General features: G+C 72.7%; 30 protein-coding genes. 16 read left to right on the top strand and 14 right to left on the bottom strand.

Going from position 1 to position 25,390, the window contains the following annotated elements; genetic code table 11:
* Positions 1–21: 21 nt before the first annotated feature.
* Entirely contained in the window at positions 22–579 is a 558-nt protein-coding gene (locus IH61_RS0133575) for a hypothetical protein (protein ID WP_031076902.1), read from the bottom strand.
* Between the two features lie 208 nt (positions 580–787).
* On the opposite strand from IH61_RS0133575, the gene IH61_RS0133570 reads away from it, so the two are divergent.
* Positions 788–1,378, top strand: coding sequence for a DUF3885 domain-containing protein (locus IH61_RS0133570; protein WP_234327440.1), 591 nt, complete (start codon positions 788–790; stop codon positions 1,376–1,378).
* Between the two features lie 7 nt (positions 1,379–1,385).
* Here the strand turns inward: IH61_RS0133570 and IH61_RS0133565 are convergent, their stop codons facing one another.
* Positions 1,386–1,724 carry a hypothetical protein gene (locus IH61_RS0133565; RefSeq protein ID WP_031076897.1) on the bottom strand — a complete coding sequence of 113 codons (339 nt, stop codon included), beginning with the start codon at positions 1,722–1,724 and terminating at the stop codon, positions 1,386–1,388.
* A gap of 131 nt (positions 1,725–1,855) precedes the next feature.
* Between IH61_RS0133565 and IH61_RS0133560 the strand changes: the two genes are divergently transcribed.
* Positions 1,856–2,593: a maleylpyruvate isomerase family mycothiol-dependent enzyme gene (locus IH61_RS0133560; RefSeq protein WP_324607638.1), complete on the top strand. Its 738-nt coding sequence runs from the start codon at positions 1,856–1,858 to the stop codon at positions 2,591–2,593.
* A gap of 87 nt (positions 2,594–2,680) precedes the next feature.
* Here IH61_RS0133560 and IH61_RS0133555 read toward each other — a convergent pair whose 3' ends face one another.
* Positions 2,681–3,397: a DsbA family oxidoreductase gene (locus IH61_RS0133555; protein WP_031076894.1), complete on the bottom strand. Its 717-nt coding sequence runs from the start codon at positions 3,395–3,397 to the stop codon at positions 2,681–2,683.
* 108 nt (positions 3,398–3,505) lie between these two features.
* Positions 3,506–4,039: a GNAT family N-acetyltransferase gene (locus IH61_RS0133550; RefSeq protein WP_031076892.1), complete on the bottom strand. Its 534-nt coding sequence runs from the start codon at positions 4,037–4,039 to the stop codon at positions 3,506–3,508.
* A gap of 116 nt (positions 4,040–4,155) precedes the next feature.
* Here IH61_RS0133550 and IH61_RS0133545 point away from each other — a divergent pair, with 116 nt between their 5' ends.
* Together IH61_RS0133545 and IH61_RS0133540 are read left to right on the top strand one after the other, a co-directional pair.
* The gene (locus IH61_RS0133545) at positions 4,156–4,905 is read left to right on the top strand and encodes a class I SAM-dependent methyltransferase (RefSeq protein WP_031076890.1); all 750 of its coding nucleotides are present in this window, start codon (positions 4,156–4,158) and stop codon (positions 4,903–4,905) included.
* 186 nt (positions 4,906–5,091) lie between these two features.
* Positions 5,092–5,388 (top strand): hypothetical protein, encoded by a 297-nt coding sequence (locus IH61_RS0133540; protein ID WP_158845579.1) that lies wholly within the window; start codon positions 5,092–5,094, stop codon positions 5,386–5,388.
* A 227-nt stretch (positions 5,389–5,615) separates the two neighbouring features.
* Here IH61_RS0133540 and IH61_RS0133535 read toward each other — a convergent pair whose 3' ends face one another.
* Positions 5,616–6,176: a nitroreductase family protein gene (locus tag IH61_RS0133535; protein WP_031076886.1), complete on the bottom strand. Its 561-nt coding sequence runs from the start codon at positions 6,174–6,176 to the stop codon at positions 5,616–5,618.
* A 108-nt stretch (positions 6,177–6,284) separates the two neighbouring features.
* On the bottom strand, positions 6,285–6,983 hold the full coding sequence (locus tag IH61_RS0133530) for a hypothetical protein (RefSeq protein ID WP_031076885.1): 699 nt from the start codon (positions 6,981–6,983) through the stop codon (positions 6,285–6,287).
* A 226-nt stretch (positions 6,984–7,209) separates the two neighbouring features.
* Between IH61_RS0133530 and IH61_RS0133525 the strand changes: the two genes are divergently transcribed.
* Complete coding sequence (locus IH61_RS0133525) at positions 7,210–7,845, top strand: hypothetical protein (RefSeq protein ID WP_031076883.1); 636 nt, start codon at positions 7,210–7,212, stop codon at positions 7,843–7,845.
* Positions 7,846–7,921: 76 nt separating this feature from the next.
* Here IH61_RS0133525 and IH61_RS0133520 read toward each other — a convergent pair whose 3' ends face one another.
* From IH61_RS0133520 to IH61_RS0133510, 3 genes are read right to left on the bottom strand one after another with little or no spacing between them, the layout of a single operon-like run.
* Positions 7,922–8,311 (bottom strand): hypothetical protein, encoded by a 390-nt coding sequence (locus tag IH61_RS0133520; RefSeq protein ID WP_031076881.1) that lies wholly within the window; start codon positions 8,309–8,311, stop codon positions 7,922–7,924.
* A gap of 8 nt (positions 8,312–8,319) precedes the next feature.
* Positions 8,320–9,879 carry a hypothetical protein gene (locus tag IH61_RS0133515; protein WP_158845576.1) on the bottom strand — a complete coding sequence of 520 codons (1,560 nt, stop codon included), beginning with the start codon at positions 9,877–9,879 and terminating at the stop codon, positions 8,320–8,322.
* 1 nt (position 9,880) lies between these two features.
* Positions 9,881–10,195, bottom strand: a complete 315-nt coding sequence (locus tag IH61_RS0133510; protein WP_031076877.1) for a hypothetical protein — start codon at positions 10,193–10,195, stop codon at positions 9,881–9,883.
* 182 nt (positions 10,196–10,377) lie between these two features.
* On the opposite strand from IH61_RS0133510, the gene IH61_RS47410 reads away from it, so the two are divergent.
* Both IH61_RS47410 and IH61_RS0133500 read left to right on the top strand, forming a co-directional pair.
* Entirely contained in the window at positions 10,378–10,551 is a 174-nt protein-coding gene (locus IH61_RS47410; protein WP_158845573.1) for a hypothetical protein, read from the top strand.
* A 244-nt stretch (positions 10,552–10,795) separates the two neighbouring features.
* Positions 10,796–12,160 (top strand): pyridoxal-phosphate dependent enzyme, encoded by a 1,365-nt coding sequence (locus IH61_RS0133500; RefSeq protein WP_031076875.1) that lies wholly within the window; start codon positions 10,796–10,798, stop codon positions 12,158–12,160.
* 46 nt (positions 12,161–12,206) lie between these two features.
* Here IH61_RS0133500 and IH61_RS0133495 read toward each other — a convergent pair whose 3' ends face one another.
* On the bottom strand, positions 12,207–12,968 hold the full coding sequence (locus IH61_RS0133495; RefSeq protein WP_234327439.1) for a TetR/AcrR family transcriptional regulator: 762 nt from the start codon (positions 12,966–12,968) through the stop codon (positions 12,207–12,209).
* 103 nt (positions 12,969–13,071) lie between these two features.
* On the opposite strand from IH61_RS0133495, the gene IH61_RS0133490 reads away from it, so the two are divergent.
* From IH61_RS0133490 to IH61_RS0133480, 3 genes are all read left to right on the top strand, one after another.
* Positions 13,072–14,091, top strand: a complete 1,020-nt coding sequence (locus tag IH61_RS0133490) for an ATP-binding cassette domain-containing protein (RefSeq protein WP_051838507.1) — start codon at positions 13,072–13,074, stop codon at positions 14,089–14,091.
* The gene (locus IH61_RS0133485; RefSeq protein WP_234327438.1) at positions 14,091–14,924 is read left to right on the top strand and encodes an ABC transporter permease; all 834 of its coding nucleotides are present in this window, start codon (positions 14,091–14,093) and stop codon (positions 14,922–14,924) included. The genes IH61_RS0133490 and IH61_RS0133485 overlap by 1 nt, the downstream gene beginning before the upstream one ends.
* 85 nt (positions 14,925–15,009) lie before the next feature.
* Positions 15,010–15,996, top strand: a complete 987-nt coding sequence (locus tag IH61_RS0133480; RefSeq protein WP_031076866.1) for an aldo/keto reductase — start codon at positions 15,010–15,012, stop codon at positions 15,994–15,996.
* A gap of 48 nt (positions 15,997–16,044) precedes the next feature.
* On the opposite strand, the gene IH61_RS47405 is transcribed toward IH61_RS0133480, so the two are convergent.
* Entirely contained in the window at positions 16,045–16,206 is a 162-nt protein-coding gene (locus IH61_RS47405; RefSeq protein ID WP_158845570.1) for a hypothetical protein, read from the bottom strand.
* Between IH61_RS47405 and IH61_RS0133475 the strand changes: the two genes are divergently transcribed.
* From IH61_RS0133475 to IH61_RS0133465, 3 genes are all read left to right on the top strand, one after another.
* Positions 16,180–16,794: a TetR/AcrR family transcriptional regulator gene (locus IH61_RS0133475; RefSeq protein ID WP_031076863.1), complete on the top strand. Its 615-nt coding sequence runs from the start codon at positions 16,180–16,182 to the stop codon at positions 16,792–16,794. The two genes, IH61_RS47405 and IH61_RS0133475, sit on opposite strands and share 27 nt — an antisense overlap.
* Before the next feature lie 97 nt (positions 16,795–16,891).
* Positions 16,892–17,440 carry a DUF4188 domain-containing protein gene (locus IH61_RS0133470; protein WP_107057306.1) on the top strand — a complete coding sequence of 183 codons (549 nt, stop codon included), beginning with the start codon at positions 16,892–16,894 and terminating at the stop codon, positions 17,438–17,440.
* A gap of 70 nt (positions 17,441–17,510) precedes the next feature.
* Positions 17,511–18,158, top strand: coding sequence for a C39 family peptidase (locus IH61_RS0133465; RefSeq protein WP_031076859.1), 648 nt, complete (start codon positions 17,511–17,513; stop codon positions 18,156–18,158).
* Here IH61_RS0133465 and IH61_RS0133460 read toward each other — a convergent pair.
* A complete protein-coding gene (locus tag IH61_RS0133460) occupies positions 18,155–19,435 on the bottom strand; it encodes an MFS transporter (protein WP_051838506.1) in 1,281 nt (426 codons plus the stop codon). The genes IH61_RS0133465 and IH61_RS0133460 overlap by 4 nt on opposite strands.
* A 101-nt stretch (positions 19,436–19,536) precedes the next feature.
* On the opposite strand from IH61_RS0133460, the gene IH61_RS0133455 reads away from it, so the two are divergent.
* Positions 19,537–20,091, top strand: coding sequence for a MarR family winged helix-turn-helix transcriptional regulator (locus tag IH61_RS0133455; RefSeq protein WP_037973713.1), 555 nt, complete (start codon positions 19,537–19,539; stop codon positions 20,089–20,091).
* 119 nt (positions 20,092–20,210) lie between these two features.
* On the opposite strand, the gene IH61_RS0133450 is transcribed toward IH61_RS0133455, so the two are convergent.
* On the bottom strand, positions 20,211–21,062 hold the full coding sequence (locus IH61_RS0133450) for an SCO6745 family protein (RefSeq protein WP_031076853.1): 852 nt from the start codon (positions 21,060–21,062) through the stop codon (positions 20,211–20,213).
* 286 nt (positions 21,063–21,348) lie between these two features.
* Here IH61_RS0133450 and rpe point away from each other — a divergent pair, with 286 nt between their 5' ends.
* Together rpe and IH61_RS0133440 are read left to right on the top strand one after the other, a co-directional pair.
* Positions 21,349–22,032: a ribulose-phosphate 3-epimerase gene (gene rpe, locus IH61_RS0133445; RefSeq protein ID WP_031076851.1), complete on the top strand. Its 684-nt coding sequence runs from the start codon at positions 21,349–21,351 to the stop codon at positions 22,030–22,032.
* A 63-nt stretch (positions 22,033–22,095) separates the two neighbouring features.
* A complete protein-coding gene (locus IH61_RS0133440) occupies positions 22,096–23,055 on the top strand; it encodes a pirin family protein (RefSeq protein WP_031076850.1) in 960 nt (319 codons plus the stop codon).
* Positions 23,056–23,128: 73 nt separating this feature from the next.
* On the opposite strand, the gene IH61_RS0133435 is transcribed toward IH61_RS0133440, so the two are convergent.
* Positions 23,129–25,099 (bottom strand): alkaline phosphatase, encoded by a 1,971-nt coding sequence (locus IH61_RS0133435; protein ID WP_051838505.1) that lies wholly within the window; start codon positions 25,097–25,099, stop codon positions 23,129–23,131.
* Between the last annotated feature and the right edge of the window lie 291 nt (positions 25,100–25,390).

The raw sequence follows: 25,390 nt of genomic DNA, 5'->3' as shown, positions 1-25,390 counted from the left end.
GAACGGCTCCGCCGCCCGGGATCAGGGCCCGGCCGCACCCCACCCGTCATCGGGGAGGGCGCGGTCGGGCTTCGGGCAGTCCGGGTGGTCGTAGCTCCAGAGGCCGACGCTGTACAACAGCCAGTCCTCGAACGGCGGTTCGTCGAAGTCGAGGCGCTCGACGAGTACCAGGCCCACGCGTTTCTCCGGCACCGGCTCCAGCTCCAGGGTGCGCTGGCCGGGGACGTGGGTGTAGGTGACCGTCTCCCAGCGGCAGCCGGCCTCGGTGAGGGCCGCCGTGAGTGCGGCCTCGCCGATGCGGGTGTCCAGGGTCTCCAACCCGGCGGACTCCTTGGGGAGTTCGAGCTCCCCGTGCCAGGCCGGGAGGGAGAAGGAGCTCAACCGGCGGCAGGAGCAGAACACCGTCCAGGCGTCACCCCAGCCGAACGCGTGCGGCCACCGGTGGCCCTTGTGCAGGCCCCCGCAGTCCCACGGATCGCCGTGCCGCGCCGCCAGTTCGGGCAGCGAGGCCCCCACGTGCAGACCGGCGAAGTCCCCCGTGGACGCGAGGGCGGCGACCCGCCGCAGGAACTCCGTCATCGTGTACCGCCCCGTTCCACCCGCTGTCCCAAGATCGCCGACCGGACGACCACGGTACGGGCTACCGGCGCCCCCCATGGCCGGTTTGCGTCGGGATGAAACGGGTGGGGCGAATGTGCACGGAGGAGGGACGGGGCCGTGCACAGGAAGTCGGCTCGGCCGACTTCTCGTGCATAGGCTGGGGGCGGTCGAGGAGAGGGGGGCCGGGGTGGACCTGGCGGGGCTGACGGAGTTGGCGGACCTGACGGAGCTGACGGCGCTCTGGGAACGGCGATGGCCGGGGAGCCTGCCGGTCGGGCACGAGATCGACGGCCGGGCGCGGGAGGTGTGGGTGCGCTTCCACAGCCTGCCGGAGTCGAAGCGGTACCCGGAGGGCGAGCGCGAGTACGCGGTCGTGCTGGAGCGGCACAACACCGTGCTGGACCGGCTGTTCGCGGGCGGCGAGGTGTACGTGCTCGTGCCGAGGTGGACGGTCTCCGCCGACGCTCCCGTCGAGATTCCGCGCGGATCCGTCCGCTGGCGCAGCTGGCTGCAACAGGACGACCCCGAGCCGGAGTTCCGCACGTACTGCCACGTCTTCCTGGAGCGGCGGCCTTGGCGGCGCGGCTGCCTGGACGGGCTGCTGCGGCAGGTCGCCGACGAGGAGGAGGCGGGCGTCATCGTCACCGACATCGGGCTGCGACGGCTCTACCACCCGTACGACGGCGGGGCGGACGTCTTCCTCGCTTCGGCGGAGGAGCGGGACCGGCTGCGGGAGCGGCACGCCGACTGGCTGTCGCGGCACCCCGAAGGGTTCTGAGGCGCGGTCAGTCGGTGACGGGGTCCGTGGTGGGGTCGTAGAGGGGGAGGAAGTTGATCACGACCTCCTCGTAGGGGTGGGCTTCGCGGACGGCCTTCAGGACGGCGGGGGCCTGGTCCTGGTCGCAGAAGGAGTCGATGCGGTACTCGCGGGCCTGCTGGACCTGGCCCACCGTGCCGTCGTACGGCCGCGCGTCGGCGGTGGGGAGCCAGCGGCCGGTGATCGGCCAGGTGCTGGCGCAGCGTTCGTACGGGCCGGTGCGGCCGGCGCCGGCGGTGTGGAGGGCGTCGAGGACCTGCGCGAGGTGGGATTCGGGGACGGAGGTCTCGATCTTCAGGCGGGGCATGGGCGGGACTCTAGGAGGGGCGTGGTGGGGTGGGCAAGGGGCGCGTGGCCTGCGGAAAAAGCAGGTGCGGGGTTGTGGGGTGGGGTGATAGAAAACGCGGCGTGGAAAAGACTTTGAGGTTTGATGATCTGGTGCGTCTGATCGAGGAGAGGGCGGCCGTCTTCTGCGCCGTCGTCGAGGGCGCGCCCGATCTCGGGGTGCAGGTGCCGACGTGTCCGGAGTGGACGCTGTTCGATCTGGCCCAGCACATCGGGCAGAGCCGGCGCTTCTGGGCGATGAACGTGGCGGCCGGTGAGGCCGAGGGGCCGTCGGCCGAGGCTTTCGCGGTGAAGCAGTCGGAGGCGCCGCGGGATCGTGCGGAGCTGGTGGAGTGGGTGGCCGAGGGGGTGCGGCTGATGGCGGCGGCGCTGCGCGAGGCCGGGCCGGACAGCCCGTGCTGGGCGTGGTGGGGTGACTCGCAGTCGCCGCTGACCGTCGGCGCCGTCGCGCGGCACCAGCTGCAGGAGATCGCCGTCCACACGTACGACGCGCAGCTCGCCGTGGGTGCGGCCGAGCCGCTGCCGCTGGAGGTGGCGCTGGACGGGGTGGACGAGTTCCTGCACACCTGCTGCCCGACCTCGGTGGCGTGGCCGTTCGAGCCCGCCCTTCTCGACTACCGGGTGAAGGAGGGCGGTTCGTGGCGGCTGTCGCTGTCGGGTGACGGCGTACGGGTGTCGGCCATCGGCCCGGAGCCGGGCGACGTCACGGCGGTGGCCGGGGCCTCGGAGCTGGTCCTGACCCTCTACGGCCGGCTGCAGGTGGAGGACCTGGAGGCGGAGGGCGACCTGAAGATCCTGCGCCGGATCGCCGACTGGGACCCGAGCGCGTAGTCGAGAGTGTGAGAGTGACGGGGTGGGGACGGGCTGAGCTGCTCGTCCCCACCCCGTTTTGTTCGAACGGTCGGGCGGGGGCGTCCGTCAGCGCTGCGGCAGCTCGCAGCCGTCCGGTCCGCATGCCTCCGCGTCGCCCGCCGCGCCGACCTGGATCAGCGGCGTCGGCACGCGGCTCTCCCAAGCCTGCTCCAGCGCCCGGGTGAACGTTTCCGCAGGCTGGGCGCCCGACACCCCGAGCCGCCGGTCGAGGACGAAGAACGGCACGCCCGTCGCCCCCATGGCGCTCGCGGTGGCCTCGTCCTCGCGCACCGCCTCCGCGTACGCCTCCGGATCGGCCAGCACCGCGGCCGCCGCCCCGCCGTCCAGCCCGGCCTCGACGGCGAGCTCCAGCAGCCGGGCGGCCCCGAACGCGGAGCGCTCCTCGGCGAAGTTGGCCCGGTACAGCACGTCCAGCAGCTCCGACTGCCGGCCGTGCTCCAACGCGAAATGCAGCAGTCGGTGCATGTCGAAGGAGTTCGCGGCGTCCCGCCCGCCGGCCAGGTACGGCAGACCTTCGCCGTGCGCGTTCTCGGCGATCCGGGCCTCCGCCGCCTCGGCCTGCTCCAGGCTCATCCCGTACTTCGCGGCGAGCAGCGGGAGCACCGGACGGGCGTCGCGCGGCGCGTTCGGGTCCAGCTCGAACGAGCGGTGGACGACCTCCACCTCCGCACGGTGCGGGAACCCGGCAAGGGCCTGCTCGAACCGGGCCTTGCCGATGTAGCACCACGGGCAGTTGATGTCGGTCCAGATCTCCACGCGCACGGCGCCGCGCTCCTTCCAATCGCGCGGGTCCCTCCCGCGTTGATACTGGGGGAACGGGCGTGGGGACCTGAATATTTCTTGTCCTGAAATATTTTGGAGGGGAGTTTTTCAGGCTGCCTCCGCCGGTCGCAGGCCGAGCCACTGCTCGGCGTCCCATGCCTCGAACCGCTCCACCTCCGTGAAGCCGAGCTTCGCCGCGAGGCGCATGGAGCCGGCGTTGGCGCTCTGGGTGGTGAGCACCACCGGTTCGCCGGGCAGGGCGCCGGCGAGCCAGTCGAGGGCGGCCGCGCACGCCTCGGCGGCGTAGCCGGACCCCCAGGCGCGGGGCAGGAACAGGTAGCCGAGGTCGACCTTCCCAGCGGCGGCCGGGCGGCGGTGGCCCGTCGCCCTCCGGAGGAGGACGTGGCCGATCATCGATCCGTCGAGCGCCACGACGAAGCTCCCGGGCCACTGCTCGGGCACCTCGGGCAGCTCGCGTGAGAGCTCTTCGCGGGGGCGGGGGCCGCCGAGGTAGGTGTGCACCTCGGGGGAGGCGAGCAGTTCGATGAAGGTTGCACGGTCCCGGGGTTCGGGGGCGCGGAGGACGAGACGCTCGGTGCCGATGGGTGCGGGCGGCCAGGGGACGGTTCCCAGATCTTCCATCCGAGCCACGCTAACAGGCGGTCAGGTTCGTGGCTTTCGCCAGTTCGGGGAGCGGGGCGGGGCGGGGGAGACTTCCCGGCAGTGGTCACGGCAGTGGTCACGGAAGGGGGAGCGGCATGGTGAGTGACGGTCGGCAGTACGACGAGATCGGTGAGGCGTTCGAGGGCTTCAAGACGCTTCCGCTCACCCGGTACGGGGAGGTGCCGGGGTTTCTGGGGCTGGTGGGTGACGTGAAGGGGAAGTCGGTTCTCGACATTGCCTGCGGGACGGGCTTCTACAGCCGGGAGTTCATGAGGCGCGGTGCCTCGCGTGTTCTGGGGTTCGACGTCTCGGCCGCGATGGTCGACGCGGCGCGGGCGTCGGAGGCGCGCGAGTCGCTGGGGGTGGAGTACGAGGTGGCGGATACGGCTGAACTCCGGGAGTTCGAGCATTTGTTCGAGGTCGCGGTCGCGGTGCAGGCGTTCAACTACGCGGCGGACGTGGCCGGGATCGAGCGGATGATGCGCAACGTGCGCCGGAGCGTGGTGGACGGGGCCGAGTTCTTCCTGTTCGGGCAGAACCCGGACTACCACTTCGACGGGCCGTCGCTGGCCAAGTACGGCTTCCTGTGCGAATCGCTGGGAGAGGAGACGGAGATCGGGCCGCGCGTGCGGATCACCGCGCTGCTCGACCCGCCGATCTCGTTCGTCGCGAACCCGCCGAGCCGGGAGGTCTACGAGCGGTGCCTGCGGGCAGCCGGGTTCGGCGAGGTCGCGTGGGTGCCGCTGGAGATCTCGGCGGGCGGCGTGCGTGAGTACGGGGAGGAGTTCTGGGGCGACTACGAGGCCAATCCGCCGCTGACGATGCTGCGCTGCCGGGCAGCCTGAGCCCGCACAGGAAGTCGGCGGGGCCGACTTCCTGTGCGAGGATGCCGTCCATGATCTGCATCCGAAGGGGCCGTGCCGCGTAGAACACCTGCTTCGCTTCGGTCGCGGGAGCGCGGTCGGGGACGGCCCTGGGCGCGGTACCGCGACGTTCCGGGGCTGTCGGGCGCGGCGAATGCCGCCGTCCGCGTGCTCGAACGGGAGCGGATGACCCCGGGCGTGGTGGCGGCGGCGCTGAGCGTGTGGTCCGTACGGGTCCATGGCACCGGGCGACGGTGGAGGCCCTGGGAGGCCGAGTTCACCTGCCCGTGCTGCGGCGAGGGGTGGGCCCGGGACGCGTTGCAGAAGGCCCTGTTCATGCTTCCCCCGAAGGCGGCCGGCGAACTCCGGGCCCAGGTGGAGCGCCTGGACGCGGTGCTGCTGCGGCGAACGCATCACGAGCCTTCGGCCGACCCGGAGTTGGCGTGGTGGCATCGCCGGTGCTGAGTCGTCCGAGCTGATGAACGACCTGTGCCCGCAGCTCGACACCGCGTTCATGGCGAGCTTCGCGGCATCGCACCGGGTGGCGGACGAGTGCCTTCGGGGGACCTTGGATGCGGAGGGCTATGTTTTGCTGCTGCAGTCGTTGCTGTCGTTCGAGGGTGTCGAGATGCACTTTGCGATCGGCGGGGGGTGCGTGAGAAGGCGGCTGGGTCGACTTCTCACGCGATGGACTACTCCACCCGTGACCAGGGGGCGGAGCGCAGGTGCGCGACGCTGTGCCGGGTGCGGCCCTCCGCCGGTGCGTCGGCGGCTTTGCCCACCGCGACCATGGAGACGATCGCCCAGCCCGGGTTCGGGTCCAGCTCCTTCGTGAGCCCTTCCATGTCGAAGGCTCGGAACTGGTGTGCGGCCAGCCCCATGGCCTGGGCCTGGACGGTCAGGTGGGCGACGGCTTGGCCGAGGTCGTAGTCCGCGAACTCGGAGTAGAGCAGCTGCGAGTCGTCGACATGCCGACGCGTCAGCGCGACGACGAGCAGGCCCGCGTCCGTCGCCCAGCGGGCCGAGCTCGGCGCGAGGTGGGGGAGGATCCGGTCGTGCTCCGGCTCGCCGGGCCTGCCGGTGAAGAAGCCCCACGGCTGGGAGTTCCCCGCTGACGGCGCCCATCGCGCGGCTTCCAGCAGGAGCCCGAGGGCGTGGTCGTCGACCACCGCGGACGGATCGAACCGGTAGGGGCTGAAACGCCCGGACAGCAGCGGGTGTATGCCGCTGGGCGGCTCCTGGCGATCGTGCATGTTCCGCTGCAACCGGCGGCCGTGAGTGCGTATTCCGGCTGCTGCGAGCGCGGGTACTGCCAATGCCGGACGAGCTCCGGCCACGCGGCGAGGTGGGCGGCCTGAGGGTCAGCGGGAGGAGGGTTGGGTGAGGCCGGGGCCGCCGGTGTGGGGGGTTTGGACGTAGCCCTCGGGGGGTGCGGGGAGGGTCTGGAGGCAGGCATGGGAGCAGGCGTTCACGAGGAGGGGGAGGACGTCGGTGGCGACGACGAGGGAGATCCATGCCTGGTGGATCTCGGTGCCGGCGAGGGGCTGGTCGCAGACGCTGCAGGTGTGCGGGGTGGGGGCTTCCTGGGCGCTGTGCGGGAGTTGGGGGAAGGGCGGGCGGTACTTCTCGTTGCCGTAGAGGCTGCGGGTGCTCACGGTGCTGCCGATCAGGTTCGGGCACCTGGTGAGCTCGTACGGGAACCAGTGCAGGCGGCGGGAGGTGTACGGGGTGAACTCCTCCAGGCTCGTCATGGCGCCGATCTCCGGGGGTATGCGGACCAGGTTGCTGCCGTAGACGCTGAGGTGCTTGACGGCGGTGAGCTTGGCGATGGTGGGCGGCAGGGTGACGATCTGGCGCCGCTCCTCGGGGCTCAACTCGGGGAGGGGGTGGAACAACTCGCGCCCGTCGGCGGCGGCTTCGTCGATGAGGGCGAGGAGGTGCCGCCAGCCGGGGGAGGAGGTGTCCTGCTGCTCGCTGTGGAGGCGGACGCTCCGCGGGTTGCTCCCCCGGTACTGGGGGAAGCAGGTGCACCGGTCTTGGTGGGGCCTGGTGTTCGCCATGGGGAACACGATAGGGCGGCGCCGGTGGCCTGAACGGGGACGGAGCCGCTTTCCGTGACGAGTAGGCCGATGACGATGCTGCGCGCAGCGGTGTCGGTGGGTGCGGGGTTGGCGCGTTCGGGTGGTGTGGGGGTGTGTCTGTCGGTGCCTTTGCTTGGCGTGTGCACGCTCGCGCCACTCTGGGGTTCCTGGTTCGGGAGCTTTGGAGTGAGAGGGCATCGGTGGCATGAGAAGAATCGCGCGCTGGCTGGGAGTGCTCGGGGTGGTGGCGGCGACGGTGGCGCCCGTGCCGGCGCAGGCGCAGGCGTCGGTCCGGCAGTTCCGGCCCGCGGAGCTCGGGATCCGGTTCAATCCGGATGGTGATCCAGGGCAGTGCGGTGGGAGGACGGGCGACCAGTGGGTTGCGGCGGGCGTCTGGACCGATGCCATTCGTTTTGACACCGACAGTCGTGCGGGTGGCTGCCAACTGGCGTTCGGCGTTTACGATCCTGACCTCGAACTGCAGGGTGTGGCCCTTGCGTACGACTTCCACGCCACTGCGGGCGGGGACCCGGCGCAGTGCGGCAACCAGGGCACCTACGGCATGCCGATTCGGAGGGACGCCCGGACCTTCGGCCCCGCGGTCCGGATCGACACGGACAACCGGCCGGGTGGCTGCAACCTCACCTTGGCCGTACCGCGAATCGAGCAGACGTACGCGGCCCTCGATGTGCAGTACGACGCGGATGGTGACCCGGCGCAGTGCGGGAACACCGGCTACCACTGGGCGGAGACCGATCGCGGACCGGTGACGGTCGGCATCGAGACCGATGACCGCCCGGGCGGGTGTCGGCTCCAACTCCGGCTCAGGGTGGGGTTCTGAGGACGGGAGGGGAACAGCTCCGGCCACGCGGTGGGGCCGAGTGGCCGGAGCTGGGTCGTTAGATCCAGGGTGCGCCTCACGTCGTTCCTTCCCGGTCGACGACGCGCAGGGCCACGACCGTCGCGACCGCGTCGAGCCAGCGGGCGACCAGTTGGTCCCCGTCCGGGTCCTGGGCGACCATGGCGGCGGCCTCCAGCCACCCGTGTGCCACCGCCGCTGCCGGGCCGGGGAGTGGCTCGGGGAGGGTGGCGGCGAAGCGGGTGCCGCCGGCGCGTACGACCTCGGCGAGGAAGGTCAAGGCCCTTGGCAGGGTGCCGAGTCGGTCGACGGTGACGGCAGCGGCCACCGTGCCGTCGCCGAACAGCATCGCGCGGTGGGGGCCCGGACCGGGCAGGCCGAAGCGGAGCAGGATTTCGACGTCGAGGGCGGCCAACTGGTCGTCGCTGCGGGGTCGTGGGGTGCTCATCGGGGGCCTCACCTGGGCATTCGGACGCTGACGAGGTTGGGGTACTGGCCGTCGGTGGCGCCCTGCATGTGGTTGTCGAGGAAGTCGCTCTCGTTGACCCAGATGGTGTAGCCCCAGGGGTTGTGGATCTCCAGGCGGTCGCCGTCGCGGGCGACGACGACCATCTGGTGGCGGCCGTGTTCGTTCTCGCAGGAGAAGGGGACGGGTTTGCCCTCGTCGATCCTCTTCTCGATCTCGGCCAGTGCCGCCTGGCGTTCGTCGCGGGTGTGGAGGTCGCGGTTGTCGTACGCGGCGCCGGTGTTCCTGCCGAGTTCGTCGTCGGCCACCTGCCGGGACTCGGGGTTCGTCATGCCGTCGTCCTTGTCGGTGTCCTCGCGGGTGCTGTAGACCCGTTCGGATTCCTTGGTCCAACGGTCCCTCGCCGCTCGGCCGTTGTCGTAGGCGGGGTCGCCGGGGTGGCCGCCGGTGGTGAGCTGGAAGGCGAACAGGGGGTCGACCATGGCGCGGGCGGTCACGGTGGAGGCGGCCACGCAGGAGTTGCGGTTGCCCTGGTCCCAGGTCACGCCCTGGTAGCCGGTGTCGTGCTTCCCGCCCGAGGCGGCGTCGAGTTGGACGGGGGAGATGCGCTGGGAGAGCCAGTCGAAGTCGTCGGCGTGGGGGCGGATCCGGTCGTCGAACGCCTTGATCTCCTCGTAGTCGTGTCCGGCGGCGAGGGCCTTCATCAGGTAGGCGCGTTCGGCGGGGGACTTGGTGTCGGCGAGGAGGGCGTCGAGGCGGGCGCGTTCGGCCTCGGTCATCCGGTCCATGAACTGGCCTGCCCTGGTCACGTCGTTGGGCGTGAGGAGGGTGGTGTCGCTGTAGGAGAAGGTGGTGTCGGTGATGACGAGCTTGTCGGCGGCGCTGAGGCCCTTGTTCTTGAAGCGCCCGGCAAGTGCCTTGCCGGCCAGGGAGTTCAGCTCGCGGGCGGCGGCGCGGCCGGCGTTCTCGGCCTTCACGGCGGCGTCCAGGATCGACTTGATGCCCTCCTTCGCCCTGGTGTGGGCGGTGTGCATCTTGTCGTCGTCCCAGTGGAACGGGTCCGGGGCGTCGGAGACGGTGATGTCGTGCAGGAGGCTCAGCGCCTCCCGTAGCGGTGCGTCGCCCTGGCCGTGCAGGGTCTGGGCCTCGCGCAGGGCGGTGGCCAGGGTCTTGAGCTGGTAGCGGGCCCGGTTGAAGGAGTTGCGGGAGCGTTCCAGGTCGTCGGCCGATGCCTTGACCACGGCGGCGGCCTTCTCGCCGACCTGGCCGGTCCAGGCGTCGGGCAGGTGCTGGGTGGCGACCTGCGCGACCTTCGTCCTCGCCTCGTCCAGGCGGTCGGCGGCGGTGCTGTACGAGGCGGCGAGGCCGTCGAGCCTGCCCGGGTCGCCCTGGGGCGGGGGGAGGCGCAGGGCGTCGGCCACGGCGTACTTGAGGTCGCCGGCGCCCCACATGCCGTGGGACTCGTCGATCGTCCGCTTCAGCTTCTCGACCCGCTGCCGGTGGCTGCCCGCCGTGCCTCGGGGCCCGATCGGGTACATGGGATCGGGCACGTCAGGCCCCCTGGTACTGCCGGCTGACGCCCGCCTCGGTGTTCGCGTAGTTGGCCCTGGTGTCGTGCACCTTGCCGCCCAGCTCCTTGAGCGCGTCGACGTTCACGCCCAGCTCGTCCTGCCAGGCCGACCAGAACGCCTTCGCCGCCTCGCCCGCGCCGTACTCGCCGAAGGTGTCCTCGCCGGACATGGCGAGCTTGCCGAGGCCGTCCTTGACCGTGCCGACGTCGCCTCCGGCGGCTATCAGCTGGTCGCCCGCGTCGCCGAGCTTCTCCGGGTGGGCGCTGAAGCCCGGCCCGGCACCGTCGCTGACCATGATTCCCCCGTGCTCCCCTGGTGGTGGTTCGTGGACCGCCGGAAAGACTAGCGCCAACGGACAGCGGTGGTGCGGGGGTTGTGCGCCCGGGGGCCGTGGTGCTCGACTGGAGGGGTCAGTGCCCGCCGTCGGGGCGGGCGGCGAACGGGGGAGGTTGCGACATGCCGGAATGGACGGGTGGCATGCCCGTGAAGACGATCGTGGCGAGCGCCGCGGCGGCCGTGGCGTCGGTGGCGATCGCGGTGCCGCTGCACTTCGGCGGCGCGGCGGACGCGGCCGAGGCGCCGGAGCCCGTGGCGGTGACGGAGGTTCAGGCGCAGGCCCAGGTGGCCGCGAACCAGGGGCACTACCTGTAGAGCCGTACGGGCGCGGGCCGGGTGGCCCGCGCCCGTATGTGGGGTGTGTGGACGTGGGGTGTGTCAGCCCCTGGCCTTGCCCAGGTTCAGGGCGTACTCACGGCGGCTGCTGAGGGTGTCGGGGTGGTGGAGGCCGAGGGCGCGTGCGCGGTCGGCGGCGAGAGGGTGTCGGTCGGTCTGACGGGCCGTCGGGCTGGGAAGGCTCGTCCCCGTAGCGATCTGTCACCGCACCTGGGAGGGCCGGATGGCCGCAGTGCACGAGTCCGTACTCGACGCGATCGGGGGGACGCCGCTGTTCCGGCTCGCCCGGCTGGGGGCCGGGCTGGGCGCGCCGGTGTACGCGAAGGCGGAGTTCCTGAACATCGGGGGGAGCGTCAAGGACCGGGCGGCGCTGTCGATGGTGCTCGCGGCGGAGCGGGACGGGCTGCTGGGGCCGGGCGGGACGATCATCGAGGCGACGTCGGGGAACACCGGGATCGGGCTGACGATCGTCGGCCGGCAGCGCGGGTACCGGGTGATCGCCGGGGTGTCGGACAGGTCGGCGCCGGAGAAGGCGGACATCCTGCGGGCGTACGGCGCGGAGGTGGTGCTCGCGCCGACCGCGGTGCCGGCGGAGGATCCGCGGCACCTGTTCAACCTGGTCCAGCGGCTGGAGGAGGAGATCCCCGGGGCCTGGCTGGCCAACCAGTACGACAACCTGGCGAACCCGGACGCCCATGTGCGCACCACCGGGCCCGAGATCTGGGAGCAGACGGGCGGACGGCTGACGCACTTCGTCGCGGGCGTGGGCACGGGCGGGACGATCACCGGGACGGGCACCTTCCTGAAGGAGGTGTCGGGCGGCGCGGTGACGGTGGTCGGCGCGGACCCGGAGTCCTCGATGTACGGGGGCGGCGACGGCAGCCCGTGGTACGTCGAGAGCATCGGCCACTTCCTGCACCCCGAGACCGTCGAGGACCGCTGGCCGAAGGCGTACCGGGAGGGCGTCGTCGACGTCTTCGAGCGCATCCCGGACCGGGAGTCGCTACTGACGGCCCGCCGGCTCGCCCGGGAGGAGGGCATCCTCGCCGGGCCGTCCTCCGGGACGGCGGTGGCGGCGGCGCTGCGGCTGGCGCGGCGGCTGGGGCCGGAGGACCTGGTCGTGGTGCTGCTGCCGGACTCCGGGCGCTCGTACCTGTCGAAGGTGCACAGCGACGAGTGGATGCGGCGGTGGGGCTTCCTGGAGGAAAGCGGGGAGGGGCTGCGCCCGCTGCTGGACGCCGCCGGGCCGCTGGTCACCGTGCCCGCAGGGGCGACGGCGGGCGAGGCGGCGCAGGTGCTGCGCGCCGTGCCGGGCGGGGTGGCGCCGGTGGTGCTGGTGCGGCCGTCATGGCCGTACGGGGTGAGCCCGGCGGAGGTGGTCGGCACGGCGGACCACGAGGTGCTGGCGGCGGCGCTCGCGGACCGGTCGGTCAAGCCGGACGACCCGGTGCGCGTGGTGGCCGGACCCCCGCTGCCGGCGGTCGGCGTGGGGTGCTCGCGCGAGGAGGCGCGGGCGGAGCTGCGGGACGGGTGGCGTTCGGTGCTGGTGCTGGTGGACGGGCGGGTGGCGGGGGTGGTCAATCCCTGACCTGGTAAAGGATTAGGGGCAGGGGCAGGGGTCGGGGACCAGGGGGTCAGGGCGCCAGGACGGCGCGGAGCACCCGGTCCAGGGTCCGGTCGAAGACGGTCTCCGGCGAGGCGGGCGGGCCGGGGCTCGTGAACGCCTGGGCCAGGTGGGGGTAGTCGCCGCTCATCGCCGCCTGGCCGAGGTAACCGACCATCTCCGCCTGCCACTTGGCGCCCGCGGCGGCTGTCTGCTCGTACTGCGCGAACTGGCAGATGAAGCCGTTGAACATGGCCATCGCCTCCATCCGCTCGCCGCCGGAGAGGCCCGTGGGCGCGGTGACCGCCAGGAAGTGGTCGGTGTAGCGCAGCGCGTTGGGTCCGATGCCGGGGCGGGCCAGGACGAGGCCGGGCAGCCAGGGGTGGCGGCGGAAGATGGCGAGCTGCTGGTGGGCGAGGGCGGCGAGGTCGGCCCGGACGTCGCCGGTGGGCTCGGGCGGGAGCCGGTACTCGGCGGCGGTGGCGTCGAGCATGAGGTCGAGCAGGTGCTCCTTCTTCGGCACGTAGTTGTAGAGCGACATGGTGCCCGCGCCGAGCGCGCCGGCGACGCGGCGCATGGAGACGGCGTCCAGCCCCTCGGCGTCGGCGATGCCGATGGCGGCGGCCGCGATGGAGCCCCGGCTGTGGGCCGGTCGGGGGCCGCGGCCGGTGCGTTCGGGGCGCAGCCAGATGAGTTCGGGGGCCTCGGGGGGTGTGGGCCTGCCGGGCTGGCTGCGGTTCCCCGGATCGCTGTCCGGGTCCTCGGTACTGCTGGGGGTGCTGCTGGACGGCACTGGAAGATCACCTCGCCCTCCCATCTTAGATACGTACGGCGTACGTAGTACGATGCGCTGGCACGCGCTTCTACGTACGATGTACCTAGAGAAGGGCAGAACCATGTCCCACGCCACGTCCCACGCCATCGAGATGGCCGGTGTCGAGAAACGATTCGGCGCCACCGAGGCCCTGAGCGGCCTGGACCTCACCGTCGCCACCGGGGCCGTCTGCGGCCTCCTCGGCCCCAACGGCGCCGGAAAGACCACCGCCGTCCGCGTTCTCGCCACCCTCGTCGCCCCCGACCGGGGCACCGCCCGCGTCCACGGCCACGACGTGGTGCGCGCCGCCGAGGACGTGCGGCGCGCCATCGGCCTCGCCGGGCAGTACGCCGCCCTCGACGAGGGCATCACCGGCCGCGAGAACCTGCGGCTGTTCGGGCGGCTCCACCGCCTCGGCGCCCGCCGCTCCCGCGAGCGCGCCGACGAACTCCTGGAGCGCTTCGGCCTCGCCGAGGCCGGGGACCGCCTGGTGCGCACCTACTCCGGCGGCATGCGCCGGCGCCTCGACCTGATCGCCAGCCTCGTCACCAGCCCGCCCGTGCTCTTCCTCGACGAGCCCACCACCGGGCTCGACCCGCGCAGCCGGCAGGAGATCTGGGCCAGCGTCAGGGAGTTGGCGCAGGGCGGCACCACCGTGCTGCTCACCACCCAGTACCTGGAGGAGGCCGACCGCCTCGCCGACGAGATCGTGGTCGTCGATCACGGCGCCGCCATCGCCACCGGCCCGCCCGCCCGGCTCAAGGCGGCGATCGGCAGCCAGGTGTCCGTCACCCTCGCCGACCCGGGCCAACTCGCCGCCGCCGCCGTGGTGCTGTCGAGCAAGGCCGGGGGCGGGAGCGCCCAGGTGGACGACACAGAACGGACGGTCACCGTGCTGACCGCGCCCGGCGAGGCCGTCCTCCTGCCCGTCCTCGTCCGGGAGTTGGACAACGTCGGGATCGAGGCCGAGGACGTCGCCGTCCGGACGCCGTCCCTGGACGACGTGTTCCTCACGCTCACCGGGCGCGGGACCGCAGCCGCCGACAACGAGGCCGGGGCCGGGCCCGAGACCGACGCCGAGACCCTGGGGAGGGCCGCCTGATGGCCACCGTGACCGCCACCGCCGCGACCACCGCCGCGCGCCCTTCCGCCGGGGGGCGGATGGTCGCCGACACCTGGACGTCGATGCTGCGCGTCCTGCTCAACTACCGCCACTCGCCAGGGCTGTTGGCCGCCTCGCTCGCCGTGCCCGTGGTCATGGTGGTCGTCTTCGGATACGTCTTCGGCAGCGCCATGCAGGTGCCCGGCGGCGGGGACTACCGGGAGTTCCTGATGCCCGGACTCTTCGCCATGGTCGCCACCAACGGCGTCATGCCCACCATGGTCGGCGCCGCCCGCGACGTCGGGCGCGGCGTCACCGACCGGCTGCGCTCCATGCCCGTCTCCCGCACCGGACTGCTGCTCGGGCAGACCCTCGCCGACCTGCTGGTCAGCGTCCTCGTCCTCGCGCTGCTCGCCCTCGTCGGGCTGGCCGCCGGCTGGCGCGCCCGCAACGGAACGGCCGAGGCCCTCGAGGCGTTCGGACTGCTGCTGCTCTTCCGGTTCGTGATGACCTGGGTCGGCACGCTGCTCGGCCTCGCCGTGGGCAAGGAGGAGTCCGCCGGCCAACTCGCCGTCATGGTCTTCCCGTTGGCGATGATCACCAACGCGTACGTGCCCACCGGCGGCATGCCCGGCTGGCTGCGGACCATCGCCGACTGGAACCCGATCAGCGCCGTCGTCCACGCCTGCCGCGAACTCTTCGGCAACCCCTCCGCGGCCGGCGACGCCTGGCCGATGCGGCACGCCCTGCTCGCCGCACTGCTGTGGAGCGCCGCACTGCTCCTGATCTGCGGGCCGCTGGCCGTACGGAAGTTCGCCACCCACGGCAGGTGACCCGCCGGGCGGTTGGGCCGCCCCCAGTCGCCGGGCGGCCTAATGTGTTGGACATCGTGGTCGGTGTGGCTCAAGGGTGGGCTCCATGGAGTACACCCACCTCGGCCGCACCGGCCTCACCGTGTCCCGACTCTGCCTCGGCACCATGAACTTCGGCCCCCACACCGAGGAGGCCGACGCCCACCGCCTGATGGACACCGCGCACGAGCGCGGCATCAACTTCTTCGACACCGCCAACGTCTACGGCCGCGACCCCGAGGGCAACCTCAAGGGCCGCACCGAGGAGATCATCGGCCGCTGGTTCGCCCAGGGCGGCGGACGGCGCGAGCGCACCGTGCTCGCCACCAAGGTCTACGGCGAGATGGACGGATGGCCCAACGGGGGCAAGCTCTCCGCCTTCGCCATCCGCAAGTCCGTCGACGCCAGCCTGAAGCGCCTGCAGACCGACCACATCGACCTCTACCAGATGCACCACATCGACCGGGACACGCCCTGGGACGAGATCTGGCAGGCGATGGAGGTGCTCGTCGCCCAGGGGAAGATCACCTACGTCGGCTCCTCCAACTTCGCCGGCTGGCACCTCGCACAGGCCCAGGAGGCCGCCCGCTCCCGCCACTTCCTCGGCCTCGTCAGCGAGCAGTCGCTGTACAACCTGCTCGACCGGACCGTCGAACTCGAGGTCATCCCCGCCCTCCAGCACTACGGCCTGGGCCTGCTGCCCTGGTCCCCGCTGCGCAGCGGCCTGCTCGGCGGCATCCTGCGCAAGGAGCGCGAGGGCACCCGGGTCCGCGGCGCCACGGCGTACGCGAGCGAGCTCCTCGACACCCACCGCGACCGGCTCCAGACGTACGAGGACTTCGCCGACGAACTCGGCCTGGACCCGGCCGACCTCGCCCTCGCCTGGCTGCTCAGCCGGCCCGCCGTCACCGCCCCCATCGTCGGCCCGCGCACGGCGGCCCACCTCGACGCGGCCGTGGCGGCGCTGGACATCAGGCTCGACCATAAGACCCTGGACCGCCTCGACGAGATCTTCCCCGGCCACCGCCCGGCCCCGGAGGACTACGCCTGGTAGGCCGAGTCCCGTGCCCGCCCGTTGAGCCACGGGCGGGCACGGTGCCTGTCAGGCGTGGTCCCTGCCCGCGTCCACCAACGCGTGTTCGCTGTAGACCTTGTAGCGCTGCTCGTCGTACTCGTCCGGGGTGGTGCAGCCGGGCAGGTCGTCGCGGATGCCCGGGGATGTGGTAGCAAGGCGGGCATGAGCGAGCGGGCGGTTGAGCGGCACGCGTACCACCACGGGGCGCTGCCCGAGGCGCTGGTGGCGGCGGCGCTCGAGGTGCTGGACGAGCAGGGCCAGGAGAAGGTCAGCGTGCGGGAGGTGGCGCGCCGGGCCGGGGTGTCGGCGGGGGCGCCGTTCCGCCATTTCGCGGACCGGCAGGCGCTGTTGACGGCGCTGGCGGACCGGGTGCTCGACGACTTCGTCCGGTGGCAGGAGGCGCAGGTGACGGCCGCCGAGGGTTCCTCGCTGCGGGCGCTGGGCCTCGGGTGCGTCCGGTACGCGCTGCGCCATCCGCGCCGCTTCGAGCTGGTGCGCTCGCGGGTGTTCGCGCCCGAGCGCTCGCGCGAGCCCGAGCTGCGGGAGCAACTGGAGTCCATCGAGCGGGAGTTCACCGTCCTGATCGTGGCGGACCAGGAGGCCGGCCGGGTGGGCCCCGGCGATCCGGCGCTGGTGAAGCTGGCCGGGCAGGCGCTGGTGTACGGGCTGGCGCAGATGATCGTGGACGGCTACCTGCCGGCCGGGCAGGCGGAGGAGCTGGCCGTGCGGGTGCTGGACACCTTCCGGGACGGGATCGCCAACCGCCGCCCGCAGTAGCCGAATTGTGCCTGCGCCGAGCCTTGACCGGTCGTCCGCGCACTGATGTAATCACCGCTTACACGGGCGCGGGGTGCCGCCTCTAGGGAGGGTCGCGATGTCCACGGGATCGACGTTCGTCCGCTCGCTGTTCGCCAGGCCGCAGCCCGGCTACACCACCGCCGCCGCCACCGGCGACACCGTGGTCCTGCTCATCGGCATGCGGATCAACCGCTTCTGGGCCGTGCACCACTGGGGCCCGGTGATGTACGCGATGTTCCGCATGCTGCACGAGCTGCGCCGCAGCCCCGAGCGCGGCCTGCGCGGGCGCATCCTGCTCACCGCCTCGCCGCGTACGTACTACGTCGTCCAGTACTGGGAGTCCAAGGAGAAGCTGTACCGCTACTCCGTCGCGCCGGACGGCTTCCACCACACCGCCTGGGGCATCGCCAACCGCAAGGTGCGGGAGGGGAAGCTGCGCGGGCACGTCGGGCTGTGGCACGAGACGTACATCGTGCCGGAGGGCGGGTACGAGTCGATCTACTTCGACATGCCCGCCTTCGGGCTGGCCGGGGCCACCGGGGTGCTGCCGGTGGAGGAGCGCGGGCGGCACGCGGCGCAGCGGCTGGCGTTCCGGTCCCCCGAGAAGGACGAGGTGGGGGGCTGAGCCCCGCCCGCGCCCCGGGCCCGTGGAGTGTCGCGGGCCCGGCCGTCCCCCGGCGTGAGAGCGTCATGGGATGGCGGAGAGGGCTGTGGCACCGGTGGTGCACGAGGTGCCGTACCACTCGCAGTGGGAGTCGGCGGAGCTGGTGCGCGAGATCGTCGACGGGCGGCTGGAGGCGGCCGCGGACCCGCGCTGGGGCCAGTCCGGCGCGGTCACCCCGGAGGAGTACGGCTGGTGGTCCTGGCGGCTGTGCGGGGTGGCCTGCCTGCGGATGGCCCTGGACCACTGGTGGGGCGTCGCCCCGGCCGCGATCGGGCTGGCCGGGGAGTGCCTGGCCGCCGGCGCGTACGTCCGCGACGGCGAGAGCCTGCGCGGGCTGGTGCACACGCCGTTCGCCGAGTACGCCCGCGAGCGGTGGGGACTGACGGCGCAGGCACGGGAGTTGACGCCCGAGGAGATCGCCGGGGAGGTGGTCGACGGGCACCTGGTGATGGTGTCGGTGCACCCGTCGATCCGGGAGCCGTACGGGCCCGAGCCGGTCCGGCGGGGCGGGCACCTGGTGCTGGCGGTGGGCGCCACGGACACGGCGGTGGTGATCCACAACCCGTCCGGCTTCCCGGGCGAGTCGCAGTCCTTCGCGCGCGTGCCGTGGCGCTCCTTCGAGGCGTTCTACTCCGGACGGGGGATCGTCCTCGGCCCGCCCGCCGGGATGGGCGCCTAGGCCGGGGCCGGGGCGGACGGCTTTTCAGCGGGCTCCGGGTGCTTCGCGGTGGTCCCGAAGCGGCGCACCCCGGGTACGGCCGCCGTGCCCGCGCAGGCCACCACGACCAGCACCGACGAGACGAGCAGCGGTGTCCGGCTGCCCCAGGCGTCGGCGGCAAGCGGCGCCAGGACGTACCCGAGCGGCGCGGCGCCCAGGGAGAGCAGCCAGTCGTAGGAGGTGACCCGGGCCAGGACGTGGGCGGGGAACTCCTGCTGCACGGCCGTCTCCCAGACCGGGTTGAGGAAGCCCAGCCCGGCCATCGCCACCGCGTACGCGGCCACCGTGAGGGGCGCGGGCAGCGGGACGGCCAGGGCCGCCAGCGGCAGCCCGAAGAGGGCGAGGGCGAGGTTGCCCGCCAGGACCGGGTTGCGGGGCCGCAGCCGTCCGGCGATCAGGGAGCCGGCCAGCAGGCCCACCGCCGAAGCCTGGCTGACGGCCACCCAGGCGCCGTCGCCGCCGAGGCGGGTCGTGGCGATCAGCGGGCCGAGGGTGAGGGCGACGGCGTTGGCGCCGTTCCAGACGCCGTGGCCGATGAGGCTGGTCCAGTACCAGTCGCGGGAGCGCACCTCGCTCCAGCCCTCGGCGAGGTCCCGGCGCAGCGAGCGCCGCTCCTCGGGGGCGTGGTCGACGGGGGCGTGGTCGACGGGGGTGGCGGTGACCCGGGTGACGGTGATGCGGGTGAGCAGGGCGGCGCTCAGGGCGAAGGAGAGGCCGTCGAGGACGAACGCCCAGCCGGGCCCGGCGGTGTACACCAGGACGCCGGCGAGGGCCGGGCCGCCGAGGCGGGCGGCGCTGCTGGCGGAGCCGAGCAGGGCGTTGGCCCGCAGCCGGTGCTCCTCCGGGGTCGTCCCGCGTACCAGTGAGGAGGAGGTGGGCATGGCGAAGGCGGAGGCGATGCCGCCGACCACCTCGGCGCCGGCGATCTGGGCCAGGCTCGGTGTGCCGCCCAGGAGTTGGATGCCGACGAAGAGCTGGGCGAGGGCGCGGACGAGGTCGGTGGTGAGGGCGACCAGGCGTGGGTCGAAGCGGTCGCCGACCACGCCGCCGAAGGGCAGCAGGATCAGCCGGGGGACCATCGCGCAGCCGAGCACCAGGGCGAGGGCGGAGGCGGAGCCGGTGGCGCGGGTGATGGCGATGGCGAGGGCGGCGGGGACGACGGCGTCGCCGAGGGTGGAGACGGTGCGGCCGATGAAGAGCAGGCGGAAGTCGTGCAGGCGCAGCGGATGTTGGGACATGCCCCGCAATGTATTTCGGTACCGAAATTTCGGCAACGAATATTTCGGTACCGTACAACTTGGAGGCCCCCGGCAGAAGCACTCTTTGTAGACTTCCCGACATGGCCGAGCACTCCGAGGAACCGCAGCCCTCCCCCCGCGACTGGACGGACGGCCACGTCGACCGCTGGCGCCCGGTGCTGCCCGAGCTCGACCCCGACATCGAGGGCGCCGTCACCCGGATGCAGCGGCTCACCTGGCACCTCGGGCGCGTACGCGAGCAGGGAGTCGCCGACTACGACCTGCACAAGCACGAGTTCGACACCCTGCACGTCCTCGCCGGCCGTGGCGGCCACGCCGCCCCCTCCGACCTGCGCGCCGACCTCAACCTCGCCCCGGCCTCCGTCACCGGCCGCCTGGAGTCCCTGGAGCGGCGCGGCTTCATCTCCCGTACCCCGTCGACCGAGGACCGCCGCAGGGTCGACATCGCCCTGACGGAGGCCGGCCGCTCCGCCTGGCACGAGGCCCTGGACGTGGTGGGGCGCGAGGAGCACCGGCTGCTGGAGGTGCTGACCCCCCAGGAGCGGCGCACCCTCTCGGACCTGCTGCGCAAGGTGACGCTCGTCCAGGAGGCGACGGCCGAGGGGCCTGCGGCGCTGAAGGGACCGCGGTGCTGAAGTGCCTGCGGCGCTGAAGGGCCCGTGATGCCGAAGGGCCTGTGACGCCGAAGGGCCCGTGACGCCGAAGAGCCTCCCGCGCGGCCGGAGCACACGGGAGGCTCGTCAGCGCCGCGGGCTCACGTGTTGTCGGGAAGCCCCGCCGGGTTGACCGGCAGCTGGCTGCGACAGAGCGCCGATATCGGCTTCAACGCCGCGGCCAGCCGGTCGAGTTCGGCACGCGGGTAGTCCTCCCACACCCGGGCCGCCGCCAGGTCGGTGGCCGCCTCCAGGCCCTGGTGGCGGATGCGGCCCAGCTCGGTGACCGTACCGTGCTCGGTCAGCCAGCCCCGCTCGACGAGACGGCCGGCCGCCGCCTCCCACTCCTCGTCCGTCCACCCGCGCAGCGGCTGGAGCATCTCGCGCCGCACGTCCATCGCGCAGCGCACCACCAGCGCCTCGCAGCCGTCCAGGCCGGCGGCCACCAGCGCGGCCACGTGGCCGTCGCCGCGGTGCTCGCGCATCACGGTCGCGGCCTGCCAGAGCCGCTCGTACAGGCCCGTCGGGCGCGGCAGGGCCGCATTGGCGGCGGCCAGCACCCGGCCGGCGCAGTCCAGCCGGGCCGCGGCCTGCTCCAGGGTGTCGGTGGCCAGCTCGATCTGCTCCCGGTCCACGTGCTCCAGCAGCCGCGCCAGCGAGGCCGCCGCGCCCTTGAGCCGGGCGGCCAGCGCCTCCTCCGGGCCCGCGTACGTCCACACCTGCGGCAGCGCCCGCTCGACCATCGAGGGGGCGAAGTTGAAGAAGGCGGCGATCACCGGCGGCGCGTCCACCGCGCCCAGCGGGGCCGAGCGGGCGGCGAAGTAGCCGCGCCAGCTGCCGTGCAGCCCGGCGTCCTCGAGGGCGGCCTTGCCCTCGGGCAGGAAGTAGGTGACGGCGTGCACCGGCTCGAAGAGCCACCAGAGCGCGCGGGCGGGGTGGACGAGATCGGCCATCGGGAGCCTTCCTCGGAGGGAGCCGACCCGTGGGCACGGCTCGGCACGGGACGGACGGCCCTTCGGGCACCGGCGCGGGGGCGCGCCGACCGTTGGTACGTGGACCGCTCATGAGCTGATGACCCCGGCGGCGCCCGCGGTAATCCCCCCGCCGCCTGTGATGACCGTCACGTGCACGCCGGAGCCGTCCGCCCCCGCCCGGACGGCACGAGATGATGGACCGGGACGCCCGCACCCGGGGCGCCCCAGCCCTCGCAATCGGTACGAAGCACGAAGGTGGTCGGCCATGGCCCAGATCAACCCCAGCATCCTGTCCGCGGACTTCGCCCGGCTCGCCGAGGAGGCCGAGGCCGTCCGGGGTTCCGACTGGCTGCACGTGGACGTCATGGACAACCACTTCGTGCCGAACCTCACCCTCGGCATCCCCGTCGTCGAGTCCCTCGCCCGCGCCACCGACATCCCCCTCGACTGCCACCTGATGATCGAGGACCCGGACCGCTGGGCCCCCCAGTACGTCGAGGCCGGCGCCGGCTCCGTCACCTTCCACGTCGAGGCCGCCGCCGCGCCCGTCCGCCTCGCCCGCGAGATCCGCGCCAAGGGCGCCCGCGCCTCCATGGCCCTCAAGCCCGGCACGCCCATCGAGCCGTACGAGGACCTGCTGCCCGAGCTGGACATGCTGCTGATCATGACCGTCGAGCCCGGCTTCGGCGGCCAGGCGTTCCTGGACATCATGCTGCCCAAGATCCGCCGCACCCGGGAGCTGATCGCCAAGCACGACCTGGAGCTGTGGCTCCAGGTGGACGGCGGCGTCTCCGCGAGCACCATCGAGCGCTGCGCCGAGGCGGGCGCCGACGTGTTCGTCGCCGGCTCGGCCGTGTACGGCGCCGAGGACCCGGCCGAGGCCGTGCGCCGGCTGCGCGACCTCGCCGACAAGGCCGGCGCCGACGCCTGGTGGGCCTGCGAGCACTGAGGGTTTGGCGGATGATCGGTGCGCAGGCAACCGACCCGACGTCCGTACGGTGGTGGACCCTCCATGAGCAACCTCGACCGCAAGCCCGCCCCGACCACCTGCGGCGGGGAGGCCGCCACCGGCCCGGTGCGGGACCTGCTGACCGGCCGGCAGGTGCAGCTCGGCGAGAGCACCGTGGTGCGCCGCCTGCTGCCCAACCTCGGCCGCCGGATGGTCGGGGCCTGGTGCTTCGTCGACCACTACGGCCCCGACGACATCGCCGACGAGCCCGGCATGCAGGTCCCGCCCCACCCGCACATGGGCCTGCAGACCGTCAGCTGGCTGCACCAGGGCGAGGTGCTGCACCGCGACAGCCTCGGCAGCCTGCAGACCGTCCGGCCGTACGAACTCGCCCTGATGACCTCCGGACGGGCCATCGCCCACTCCGAGGAGTCACCGCACACCCACGCCCGCTACCTCCACGGCGCGCAACTCTGGGTCGCCCTGCCCGACACCCACCGGCACACCGACCCGATGTTCGAGCACCACCCCGACCTGCCCGTCGTCACCGCCCCCGGCCTGCGCGCCACCGTCATCCTCGGCACCCTCGACACCGCCACCTCGCCCGGCACCACCCACACCCCGATCGTCGGCGCCGACCTCGCCCTCACCGAGGGCGCCGAACTGCGCCTGCCGCTCGTCCGCGACTTCGAGTACGCCGTCCTCGCCATGACCGGCCGCATCGACGTCGACGGCGTTCCCGTCGAACCCGGCTCCATGCTCTACCTCGGCTGCGGCCGCCCCGACCTCCCCGTGCGCGCCCACACCGACGGCTCCGTCCTCCTCCTCGGCGGCGAACCCTTCGAGGAACGCATCGTCATGTGGTGGAACTTCATCGGCCGCACCGGCGAGGACATCACCCGCGCCCGCACCGACTGGACCACCGGCGCCCGCTTCGGCACCGTCCACGGCTACGCCGGCGACCGCCTCCCCGCCCCGGACCTCCCCGCGATGCCGCTGAAGGCCCGCGGGCGCGAGCGGTGACGGCCGGAGAGGGCGGCGATCCGCCCGCCGGGGTGGTGAGCCGACGGGCGGATCGTCAGGGGGTGCGGTCCGGTTACTCGCCGTCGTTGGAGGGGACCTCGAGGCCGAGGGCCTCGAGGATGGCGAAGTGGACCTCGGTGTTGTCGAGGAAGCCGTTGAAGTTGTCGGAGCCGGGGCCGGAGGCGACGATCGAGACGTCGTCGACGGTGTGGACGCAGTTGGTCTCGTGGAGCGGCAGGTTGCCCTGCTGGAGTTCGGCGCCGGGCTGGTGCTGGGGGTTGGGGACGGCGTTGCCGGAGGCGGTGTCGATCAGGGAGGGCTGGACCGGGACGGGGTTGTGGGTGAAGCCGTCGGTGTGGTCGGGGTGGTTGGACCAGCCGAAGAAGAGGCCGACCTCGGGGTTCGGGTCGTCGGGGAAGCCGTCGCCGTTCCTGTCCGTGTAGGTCGGGAAGCCGGCGTCGCCGTAGATGCCGTTGGCCGGGCGGCCCTGGTTCTTGCGGCGGTCGTGGGTGCCGACGATGCTCATCGAGTGGTTGTGGTCGGCGGTGACGACGATCAGGGTGTCGCCTCGGCCCTCGGCCCAGCGCTTCGCGACGCCGATGGCCTGGTCGAACTCGATGGTGTCGTAGAGGGCGCGGGGGCCGTCCAGCGGGTGCTCCTGCTTGTCGATCGAGGCGCCCTCGACCATCAGGAAGAAGCCGTTGGGCTTGTCCTCCAGCACCTTCAGGGCCGCGGCGGTCATGGCCGGCAGGGTGGGCTGGTCCTGCCAGTCGCCCAGCACCTCGGGCTTCCTGATCTGCTGGCGGTCCAGGTAGACGTTGAGGTTGCCGGTGTGGAACTGGCCGAGCAGCTTCTCCGGTGCCTTGCCGGCCGTCGCCGCGGCCAGCTCCTTCGCGTTGGTGGCGACGGTGAAGCCCTTCCGGCGGAACTCGTTGACGAGGTCGCGCTCGTCCTTGCGCTTGGAGCCCTTCTGGGACTTCGGCAGCAGGGAGGCGAGGCCGCCGCCCATCAGGACGTCCGGGGTGCGGGCCGGGTCCAGCACCTGGTCCATGATCTCCAGGTACTCGGAGCGGCGGCGGGTGTGCGCCCACACGGCGGCCGGGGTGGCGTCCTGGATCTCGGCGGTGGTGACCACGCCGATCGCCATTCCGGCGGCCCGCTTGAGGAGTTCGGCCATCGTCTCGACGCGCGGGTGCTTGTTGGGGTCGGGCTCGTTGGACTCGTAGACGCCCATCGCGTTGACCGAGGTCTTGTGGCCGGTCATGTAGGCGGACATGGAGTTGGCGGAGTCGGTGGCGATCGAGTCGGCGCCGGAGGTGCCCACGATGCCGCGGGCGTCCATCCGGTCCATCTCCAGCAGGCCCCGGTACTTGCCCTGGGTCATGCCCTTGGAGAGCAGCCGGGCACCGGTGATCGCGGCGCCGCCCATGCCGTCGCCGAGGAAGAAGATGACGTTCGCCGCCTTGCGGCCGTGGTGGCGGGCGGAGACGACCTCGTGCTCCACCTCGGCGGTGGAGACCTTGTCGCCGGAGGTGACCTTGACCCGCACGGTGTACGAGCCCGGGTTGGGGTACGTCACCTGCTTGTACGTGACCTCCAGGCTGTCCTTGGCGGAGCTGGTGCGCACCGGGTCGTTGTGCAGGATCGCCTCGGGGCCGTGGTCGCCCTCCACCGAGATCTGGATCCTCGCCGTGGCCGGGTCCACCTGGGACGCCTCGACGCGCAGGTCGAACAGCGAGCCCGCGAGGAACTTGGCGTCGTCGATCGGGAGGATGCGCACCGGCCCGCCGGTCGCGCCGCGCACCCCGAAGCCCGGCGTACGCTCGACCGCGGCGTGCGGCCCCGCGGCCTTCAGCGGCCCGAGCGGCGCCTTGTCCGCCGCACCGGCCGTACCCGCCGTACCCGCCGTGCCCGGCTGGGCGGAGGCGCTGGTCTCGCCCAGCCCCACGACGGCCACCGCCGCCAGTCCGCCGCCGCCCGCGCGGAACAGCGACCGCCGCGACAGCCCGCGCTCGGTGTCGTCCCCCGTACGCCTGTCCTTCATGTCCGCCTGCCCCTCAGCCGCCTGCACGAGTCCCGGGCAGCGCGACGCCCGTCGGCACCGCCCCGGTTGAACAGCCCGCAATATGCCGTGTGCCGACGGTCCTTCGGGTGAAGTGCGCGCGACGAGCGAGGATGGGCTCGGCGAACAAGCGGTAGGGAGGCGCCAGTTGGGGGCGGCGGTCAGTCGGCGTCGGGGAGGTGGATGCCCTCGTAGGCGAGCCACTGGGCGAAGGAGTGGAGGCCGAAGTCGAGGTCGACGGTGGGGTGCCAGCCGGTGGGGGTGGGTCCGGTG

It is taken from the genome of Streptomyces sp. NRRL WC-3742, assembly GCF_000720635.1.
Classification (GTDB): Bacteria; Actinomycetota; Actinomycetes; order Streptomycetales; family Streptomycetaceae; genus Kitasatospora.
Note: the sequence above shows the minus strand (reverse complement) of the source record. Positions and strands in the feature narration are given on the sequence as shown.

Excerpts from the sequence above, each read along its gene's own strand:
- IH61_RS0133530 (WP_031076885.1), bottom strand. The coding sequence starts at position 6,983 with ATGGCGAACACCAGGCCCCACCAAGACCGGTGCACCTGCTTCCCCCAG.
- IH61_RS0133450 (WP_031076853.1), bottom strand. The coding sequence starts at position 21,062 with ATGGCCGATCTCGTCCACCCCGCCCGCGCGCTCTGGTGGCTCTTCGAG.
- IH61_RS0133475 (WP_031076863.1), top strand. The coding sequence starts at position 16,180 with ATGAGCGAGCGGGCGGTTGAGCGGCACGCGTACCACCACGGGGCGCTG.
- IH61_RS0133565 (WP_031076897.1), bottom strand. The coding sequence starts at position 1,724 with ATGCCCCGCCTGAAGATCGAGACCTCCGTCCCCGAATCCCACCTCGCG.
- IH61_RS0133435 (WP_051838505.1), bottom strand. The coding sequence starts at position 25,099 with ATGAAGGACAGGCGTACGGGGGACGACACCGAGCGCGGGCTGTCGCGG.
- IH61_RS0133535 (WP_031076886.1), bottom strand. The coding sequence starts at position 6,176 with ATGCACGATCGCCAGGAGCCGCCCAGCGGCATACACCCGCTGCTGTCC.
- IH61_RS0133480 (WP_031076866.1), top strand. The coding sequence starts at position 15,010 with ATGGAGTACACCCACCTCGGCCGCACCGGCCTCACCGTGTCCCGACTC.
- IH61_RS0133520 (WP_031076881.1), bottom strand. The coding sequence starts at position 8,311 with ATGAGCACCCCACGACCCCGCAGCGACGACCAGTTGGCCGCCCTCGAC.
- IH61_RS0133510 (WP_031076877.1), bottom strand. The coding sequence starts at position 10,195 with ATGGTCAGCGACGGTGCCGGGCCGGGCTTCAGCGCCCACCCGGAGAAG.
- IH61_RS0133490 (WP_051838507.1), top strand. The coding sequence starts at position 13,072 with ATGTCCCACGCCACGTCCCACGCCATCGAGATGGCCGGTGTCGAGAAA.
- IH61_RS0133460 (WP_051838506.1), bottom strand. The coding sequence starts at position 19,435 with ATGTCCCAACATCCGCTGCGCCTGCACGACTTCCGCCTGCTCTTCATC.
- IH61_RS0133550 (WP_031076892.1), bottom strand. The coding sequence starts at position 4,039 with ATGGAAGATCTGGGAACCGTCCCCTGGCCGCCCGCACCCATCGGCACC.
- IH61_RS47410 (WP_158845573.1), top strand. The coding sequence starts at position 10,378 with ATGCCCGTGAAGACGATCGTGGCGAGCGCCGCGGCGGCCGTGGCGTCG.
- IH61_RS0133465 (WP_031076859.1), top strand. The coding sequence starts at position 17,511 with ATGGCGGAGAGGGCTGTGGCACCGGTGGTGCACGAGGTGCCGTACCAC.
- IH61_RS0133485 (WP_234327438.1), top strand. The coding sequence starts at position 14,091 with ATGGCCACCGTGACCGCCACCGCCGCGACCACCGCCGCGCGCCCTTCC.
- IH61_RS0133525 (WP_031076883.1), top strand. The coding sequence starts at position 7,210 with ATGAGAAGAATCGCGCGCTGGCTGGGAGTGCTCGGGGTGGTGGCGGCG.
- rpe (WP_031076851.1), top strand. The coding sequence starts at position 21,349 with ATGGCCCAGATCAACCCCAGCATCCTGTCCGCGGACTTCGCCCGGCTC.
- IH61_RS0133470 (WP_107057306.1), top strand. The coding sequence starts at position 16,892 with ATGTCCACGGGATCGACGTTCGTCCGCTCGCTGTTCGCCAGGCCGCAG.
- IH61_RS0133575 (WP_031076902.1), bottom strand. The coding sequence starts at position 579 with ATGACGGAGTTCCTGCGGCGGGTCGCCGCCCTCGCGTCCACGGGGGAC.
- IH61_RS0133440 (WP_031076850.1), top strand. The coding sequence starts at position 22,096 with ATGAGCAACCTCGACCGCAAGCCCGCCCCGACCACCTGCGGCGGGGAG.
- IH61_RS0133500 (WP_031076875.1), top strand. The coding sequence starts at position 10,796 with ATGGCCGCAGTGCACGAGTCCGTACTCGACGCGATCGGGGGGACGCCG.
- IH61_RS0133455 (WP_037973713.1), top strand. The coding sequence starts at position 19,537 with ATGGCCGAGCACTCCGAGGAACCGCAGCCCTCCCCCCGCGACTGGACG.
- IH61_RS0133545 (WP_031076890.1), top strand. The coding sequence starts at position 4,156 with ATGGTGAGTGACGGTCGGCAGTACGACGAGATCGGTGAGGCGTTCGAG.